This window comes from Pseudomonas moraviensis subsp. stanleyae (assembly GCF_036283065.1).
Taxonomy (GTDB): Bacteria; Pseudomonadota; Gammaproteobacteria; order Pseudomonadales; family Pseudomonadaceae; genus Aquipseudomonas; species Aquipseudomonas stanleyae.
In genome coordinates this window covers 606,355-614,239 of record NZ_JAADJI010000001.1, presented here as the reverse complement: position 1 = coordinate 614,239, position 7,885 = coordinate 606,355, and the positions used below count along the sequence as shown (strand labels likewise).

At 61.6% G+C, this 7,885-nt stretch carries 1 protein-coding gene; it reads right to left on the bottom strand.

Features of this window, described 5'->3' with window-relative positions; genetic code table 11:
• A partial coding sequence (locus GXB78_RS02555; RefSeq protein WP_329514020.1) for a retention module-containing protein occupies nucleotides 1-7,626 on the bottom strand: 7,626 nt, incomplete at its 3' end.
• Nucleotides 7,627-7,885: the final 259 nt, after the last annotated feature.

The following is a 7,885-nucleotide window of genomic DNA, read 5'->3' as shown; positions in this document are numbered from 1 at the left end:
AACAGAGCCGGCGTCTTTGTAGACGTCGTCGGACGGTGCAGGAACAGTTGCGGTGCCGGTGGTTTCGCCAGTCTTGATGGTGATCACAGCGCCGTTCGACAAGGTCACGGTCACTGGCGAGCCAGCGGCGTTGGTCAATGTCGCGGTGTAGGTGATCTGGCCACCTTCGGCAACAGAGTTGGTGGCGCTGAGCGACAGATTGGTAGTGTCGGTAACGTCGGTGACAGTGGTCGAAACCGGGGTCTTGTCGGCAACCAGATTTTCGAAATTACCGCCGGTTACGCCAGTGATCGAGTTGGTGATCGGCGCGTGGCCGGCCAGCGCATCGTTCGGAGCAACAGCAGTTGCAGTGCCAGTAGTCTGGCCGACAGCGATGGTGATGTTCTGACCGTTCGCCAGGGTCACGACCACAGGCGAACCGGTAACTGGTGCGCCGACGGTGGCGGTGTAGGTAACGGTGCCGCCCTCAGCCACCGACGTATCGGCGGTCAGTTTGACGGTCGACGTGTCGATGGTGTCGGTGACTGTCGTTACGGCCGGAGCAGTGCTTGGTACCAGGTTCTCGAAGTTGCCACCGGTAGCGCTGGTGATCGTTGCCTGGACGGAGCCGGCGTCTTTGTAGACGTCATCGGACGGGGCAGGAACAGTCGCAGTGCCGGTGGTTTCCCCAGCCTTGATGGTAATCACGGCGCCGTTCGACAAGGTCACGGTAACAGGCGAGCCTGCAGCGTTGGTCAGTGTCGCGGTGTACGTAATCTGACCGCCCTCAGCCACAGAACCGGTCGCGCTCAGCGACAGATTGGTAGTGTCGGCAACGTCTGTGACGGAAGTCGAAACCGGGGTTTTGTCCGCCACCAGATTCTCGAAATTACCGCCGGTTACGCCAGTGATCGAGTTGGTCAGCGGAGCGTTTCCAGCCAACGCATCGTTCGGTGCGGTGAAGGTCGCAGTGCCGGAAGTCTGACCTACCGCGATCGTGATGTTCTGACCGTTCGCCAGAGTCACAACCACAGGCGAGCCAGTAACAGGCGCGCCGACGGTGGCGGTGTAAGTAACGGTACCGCCTTCAGCCACCGAAGTATCAGCGGTCAGTTTGACCGTCGAAGTGTCGATGGTATCGGTGACATTGGTCACGGCTGGAACCGAGCTCGGCACCAGGTTTTCGAAGTTGCCGCCGGTCGCACCCTCGATGGTTACTTCGACTTTGCCGGCATCTTTATAGACGTCGTCTTGCGGTGCATCGACGGTCACGGTGCCGGTGGTTTTACCCGCGTCGATAGTGATCGTGGCGCCGTTCGACAGGGTCACGGTCACCGGTGTGCCGGCCGGGTTGGTCAGGGTTGCGGTGTAGGTGATCTGACCGCCTTCGGCGACCGAATCGCTGGCGGTCAGGTTCAGATTGGTGGTGTCGGTGGTGTCGGAAACCACGGTGTCAGCGGACTTGCCGTCGACCAGCAGTTTTTCGTAATTGCCGCCCGTGGCGCCATCGATGGTCACGCTCAACGAGCTGCCGCCCGCCAATGGGCTGTTCGGCGCGACGTAGTTGACGCTGCCGGTGGTTTCGCCGACCGCGATGGTGATGGTCTGGCCGTTGGACAGGCTGACGATCACCGGTGAACCGGTCACTGGCGCGCCTACGGTCGCGGTGTAGACCACGGTTTCGCCTTCGGCGACGTTCGCGGTGGCGCTCAAGGACACGGTGGAGGTGTCGATGGTGTCGTTGACTGTGGTCACCGCCGGCGCTGTGCTGGTGACGAGGTTTTCGAAGTTGCCGCCCGTTGCGCTCTGGATGGTTGCTTCAACGCTGCCTGCGTCTTTGTAGACGTCGTCTTTCGGTGCGTCGACAGTCACGGTGCCGCTGGTTTTGCCGGCCTCGATGGTGATCGTCGCGCCATTGCTCAAGGTCACGGTCACCGGTGTGCCGGCCGGGTTGGTCAGCGTCGCGGTGTAGGTGATCTGCCCGCCTTCGTTCACCGCACCGGTGGCGCTGAGCGACAGGTTGGTGGTGTCGACGGTATCGGTCACGGTGGTGCTGACCGGGGTCTGGTCGGCGACGAGGTTTTCGAAGTTGCCGCCGCTGACATTGGTGATCGAGTTGGTCAGCGGCGCGTGGCCGGCGAGGACGTCGTTCGGCGCGGTGGTGCTGATACTGCCGCTGGTCTTACCGACTTCGATGGTGATGTTCTGACCGCTGGCCAGGGTCACGACCACAGGCGAACCGGTGACCGGTGCGCCAACCGTGGCGGTGTAGGTGACAGTGCCGCCTTCGGCTGCGGTTTCGGTGGCGGTCAGTTTGACCGTCGAGGTGTCGACGGTATCGGTGACATCGGTGACCGCTGGCGTGGTGCTTGGCACCAGGTTTTCAAAGTTGCCGCCGGTGGCGTCCTTGATCGTGACTTCAACTTTGCCGGCGTCTTTGTAGACGTCATCGGCAGGTGCCGGAACGGTGACGGTGCCAGTAGTTTTCCCAGCCTCGATGGTGATCACCGCGCCGTTGCTCAGGTTGACGGTGACCGGAGTACCGGCCGGGTTGCTCAGGGTCGCGGTGTAGACAATCGAACCGCCCTCGGCCACAGAGCCGGTCGCGGACAACGCCAGGTTGGTGGTGTCGGCGACGTCAGTCACCGAGGTCACCGCCGGGGTCTGGTCGGCCACGAGATTTTCGTAATTGCCACCGCTGGCGCCGTCGATTTTCACGCTCAAGGTGTTGCCGCCGGCCTGTGCATCGTTCGGCGCGGTGAAGTTGACGCTGCCGCTGCTGGCGCCGACCGGAATGGTGATGGTCTGGCCGTTGGACAGGGTGACGACTACCGGCGAACCGGTGACCGGTGCGGTCACCGAAGCGGTGTAGACGACCACGCCGCCTTCGACCGCGCTGGCGCTGGCAATCAGCGAAACAGTGCTGTTGTCGATGGTGTCAGTAACGTTGGTCACTGCCGGGGTCTTGTCGACCACCAGGTTTTCGAAGTTGCCGCCGCTGGTCTTGGTGATGCTCGCATCGACCTTGCCGGCGTCCTTGTACACATCATCGGCGGGCGCAGCGACGGTCGCAGAGCCAGTGCTCGCACCCTTGGCAATGTTGATCACCGCGCCGTTGCTCAGGGTCACGGTCATGGCGGAGCCGGCTGGGTTGCTCAGGGTTGCGGTGTAGACGATCGAGCCGCCCTCGGCGACGCTGCCGGTGGCGCTCAGGCTGATATCGGTGGTGTCGACGGCGTCGGTGACTTTGGTTACCACAGCCGAACGATCGGCCTCGACTCGCTCGAAATTGCCGCCGCTGTGGCTGGCGATTGCCGTCCGCACGTTGCTGCCATCGATATACGGGGTGTTGGCGGGTGCCGGGAAATTCACCGAACCGCTGGTGGCGCCGGCTGCGATATTGATCACTGCGCCGTTGGCCAGGGTCACGGTCATGGCGGTGCCGGCCGGGTTGCTCAGGGTCGCGGTATAGGTGATCTGGCCACCTTCGCTGACGGTATCGCTGGCAGTCAGCGTCAGCGCGGTTGTGTCGACGGTATCGTTGACTGTGGTGCTGACCGGAGTCTTGCTGACGTCGAGCTTTTCGAAGTTGCCGCCGCTGGCATCGGTCATGGTCACGGTGAGCTTGCTGACGTCCTTGTAGACGTCATCGCTCGGTGCGGCAATTGTCACCGAACCGCTGGTCTTGCCTGCTTCAATGGTGATGGTCTGGCCATTGCTCAGGTTGACGGTGACCGGGGTCTGCGCGGCGTTGGTCAGCGTTGCGGTGTAAGTGATCGAAGCGCCTTCGAGCACATAGCTCTCGGCACTGAGGGTCAGGTGCGTGGTGTTGACGGTGTCGGCAACGTTGGTCACCGCTGGCGTCGGATTGGGCACCAGGTTTTCGAAGTTGCCACCGGTGGCGTCCTTGATGGTTACTTCGACTTTACCGGCGTCTTTGTAGACGTCATCGGCAGGAGCCGGAACGGTCACGGTGCCGGTGGTCTTGCCGGCTTCAATAGTGATGACCGAACCGTTGCTCAGATTCACGGTAACCGGGGTGCCGGCCGGGTTGCTCAAGGTTGCGGTATAGGTGATCTGCCCGCCTTCGTTGACGTTGCCAGTGGCAGTCAGCGCGACGCTGGTGGTGTCGACGGTGTCGGTCACGGTGGTGCTGACCGGGGTCTTGTCGGCGACCAGATTCTCGTAGTTACCACCGCTGACATTGGTGATCGAGTTGGTCAGCGGTGCGTGACCGATCTGCACGTCATTCGATACCGGGGCGGTAACGCTGCCAGTGGTCTGACCGACGGCGATGGTGATGTTCTGGCCGTTCGCCAGGGTCACGACAACAGGCGAGCCGGTGACTGGCGCACCGACAGTGGCGGTGTAGGTGACGGTGCCGCCTTCAGCGACCGAGGTATCTGCGGTCAGTTTGACCATCGAGGTATCAATGGTGTCGGTGACTGTCGTCACGGCTGGAGCAGTGCTCGGAAGCAGGTTCTCGAAGTTGCCACCGGTGGCGCTGGTGATTGTGGCCTGCACGGAACCGGCGTCTTTGTAGACGTCGTCGGATGGTGCAGCAACGGTCACATTACCGCTGGTTTCGCCAGCCTTGATGGTGATGACAGCGCCGTTCGACAAGGTCACGGTTACTGGCGAACCAGCCGCATTGGTCAGGGTCGCGGTGTAAACAATCGAACCACCTTCAGCAACCGAATTGGTGGCGCTCAAGGACAGATTGGTAGTGTCGGCAACATCCGTAACGGCGGTCGATACCGGAGTTTTATCGGCAACCAGATTTTCGAAGTTGCCGCCGGTTACGCCAGTGATCGAGTTGGTCAGCGGAGCGTTGCCGGTCAAGGCATCGTTCGGTGCGGTGTAGGTTGCGGTGCCGGAGGTCTGGCCAACAGCGATGGTGATGTTTTGACCATTAGCCAAAGTCACGACGACAGGCGAGCCGGTGACTGGCGCGCCGACGGTGGCGGTGTAAGTCACCGTGCCGCCTTCGGCAACCGAGGTGTCTGCGGTCAGCTTCACCGTCGAGGTATCGACGGTATCGGTGATTTCGGTCACCGCCGGGGTGGTGTTCGGCACCAGATTCTCGAAGTTGCCGCCGGTGGCGTCCTTGATGCTGACTTCGACCTGGCCGGCGTCTTTGTAAACGTCATCGGCAGGTGCTGGAACGGTGACGGTGCCGGTGGTTTTGCCGGCATCGATGGTGATCACCGAACCGTTGCTCAGGGTCACGCTTACCGGAGTGCCAGCCGGATTCGTCAGCGTAGCGGTGTAAGTAATCTGGCCGCCTTCGGCCACGGAACCGGTAGCGCTGAGGCTCAGACCGGTGTCGTCGACCGAGTCGGTGATGGTGGTGACCGCAGGCGTGGTGCTCGGCACCAGATTTTCGAAATTGCCGCCAGTTGCGCCAGTGATCGTGGTGCTGACGGTGCTGCCGTTGTTGTACACGTCATTGGCCGCAGTCGGCACGTTGACGGTGCCGATGGTTTCGCCGGCCGCAATGGTGATGGTCGAACCGTTGGACAGAGTGACGGTAACCGGCGTCTGCGCCGGGTTGGTCAGGGTTGCGGTGTAGGTGATCTGACCGCCTTCAACGATGTTGTTGGTCGCGGTCAGGGTCAGGCCGGTGTCGTCGACCGAATCGGTGATGGTGGTGACCGCAGGCGTGGTGTTCGGCACCAGGTTTTCGAAGTTGCCACCGGTAGCGCCAGTAATCGTAGTGCTGACAGTGCTGCCATTGTTGTAAACGTCATTGGCCGCAGTCGGCACGTTGACGGTGCCGATGGTTTCGCCGGCCGCAATGGTGATGGTCGAGCCGTTGGACAGAGTGACGGTTACCGGGGTTTGCGCCGGGTTGGTCAGTGTCGCGGTGTAAGTGATCTGACCGCCTTCAACGATATTGTTGGTCGCAGTCAGGGTCAGGCCGGTGTTGTCGACCGAATCGGTAATCGTGGTGACCGCAGGCGTGGTGCTTGGCACCAGGTTTTCGAAGTTGCCACCGGTAGCGCCAGTGATCGTGGTGCTGACGGTGCTGCCATTGTTGTAGACGTCATTGGCCGCGGTCGGCACGTTGACGGTGCCAACGGTTTCGCCAGCAGCAATGGTGATGGTCGAGCCGTTCGACAGGGTGACGGTAACCGGGGTTTGCGCCGGGTTGGTCAAGGTCGCGGTGTAGGTGATCTGTCCGCCTTCAACAATGTTGTTGGTCGCGGTCAGCGTCAGACCGGTGTTGTCGACCGAATCTGTGATGGTGGTAACGGCTGGGGTCGGATTCGGCACCAGATTTTCGAAATTGCCGCCAGTTGCGCCAGTGATGGTCGTGCTGACGGTGCTGCCGTTGTTGTACACGTCATTGGCCGCAGTCGGCACGTTGACGGTGCCGACGGTTTCGCCGGCCGCAATGGTGATGGTCGAGCCGTTGGACAGAGTGACAGTTACCGGGGTTTGCGCCGGGTTGGTCAGGGTCGCGGTATAGGTGATCTGACCGCCTTCAACGATGTTGTTGGTCGCGGTCAGGGTCAGGCCGGTGTTATCGACCGAATCGGTGATGGTGGTAACGGCTGGCGTCGGGTTCGGCACCAGGTTTTCAAAGTTGCCGCCGGTAGCCCCGGTGATCGTCGTCGTAACGGTGCTGCCATTGTTATAGACGTCATTGGTCGGGGTCGGCACGTTGACGGTGCCGGTAGTCTGGCCAGCGCCGATAGTAATAGTCGAGCCATTGGACAGGGTTACGGTTACCGGGGTTTGAGCCGGGTTGGTCAACGTCGCCGTATAGGTAATCTGCCCGCCTTCGGTGACGCTCGAGGCGGCCGTCAAGGTAACAGTAGTGGTGTCGACAGTGTCGGTGACTTGCGTGGTCGCCGGGGCGGTCGGCGGGGTCACGGTGATGCCGTTTCCGCCGCTGGTGCCGGTGACGGTCACGTCGATCTGGGTCGGGTCGTTATAGACCGTGTCGTTCGGTGCCAACGGTACGTTGACGGTGCCGGTGGTGGCACCGGCCGGGATGACGATCACTGCGCCATTGGACAAGGTGATGGTCAGGTCGGTCAGCGGTGCCTGGGTCAGGGTCGCGGTATACACCAGCACACCGCCGGCTTCGGTGATAGTCGGCGTGGCGCTGAGGCTCAGGGTCGAATCACGCAGCGCGTTGGTGGTGGTGTCGGTGGTCAGGCCGCCCGTGGTGTCCTGCGCGACTTGCCCGGCAGAATTGATGCCCGCCGTTGGGAAGCCAATGGTCGGATCGACGCGGCCAGCGGTGGCGTCGAGCATGACGAAGCTGTGGCCGCCACCGGCAGCACCGCCGGTACCTGCGGCGGTCGGGCCGGCCGCGGTGGATTCGAGTGCGGTGGTCGGGTCGACACCGGCGGCGATGGCTTGCTGCAGTTCCTCTACCGAAGGTGCCGCCTGCGCGGTGGCTTCGGCCAGGTCAGTGCTGGAGTCAGGCGAGCTGGCGCTCCACTGGGTGTCGCGGCCCAGATCGAGCGTGCGGCCATCGGCCAGTTCCAGCGACACCGCGCCGGACAGCCCGGTATCGATCTGATCGCCGACATACAGGCGATCGCCTTCAACGAGTACGCGACGCACGCCCTCTGGGGACACCACGAAAACCTGACCGACAATGCTTTTGACGATGGCAACAACACTGCTCATTGAAGACTCTCCGGGGTGTCACATTCAGTTGACTTCCATGGACCTGACGGGCGTCGGCGCCACTTCAGTCTGGACGTACTTTCTATAAATGGATAACTTATTGACGCTGGATTTCCGTCAATAATCTGGCTATAAATTATCGCGATTAACTTTATGCCAAACTATTGACCTTCTGGGAGCCATCCTAAACAATCGCCCCACTAATGTCACATTGATATTTCCGCGGCGACCTGTCCTTCAGCCTGTCATCCAGTTCCTC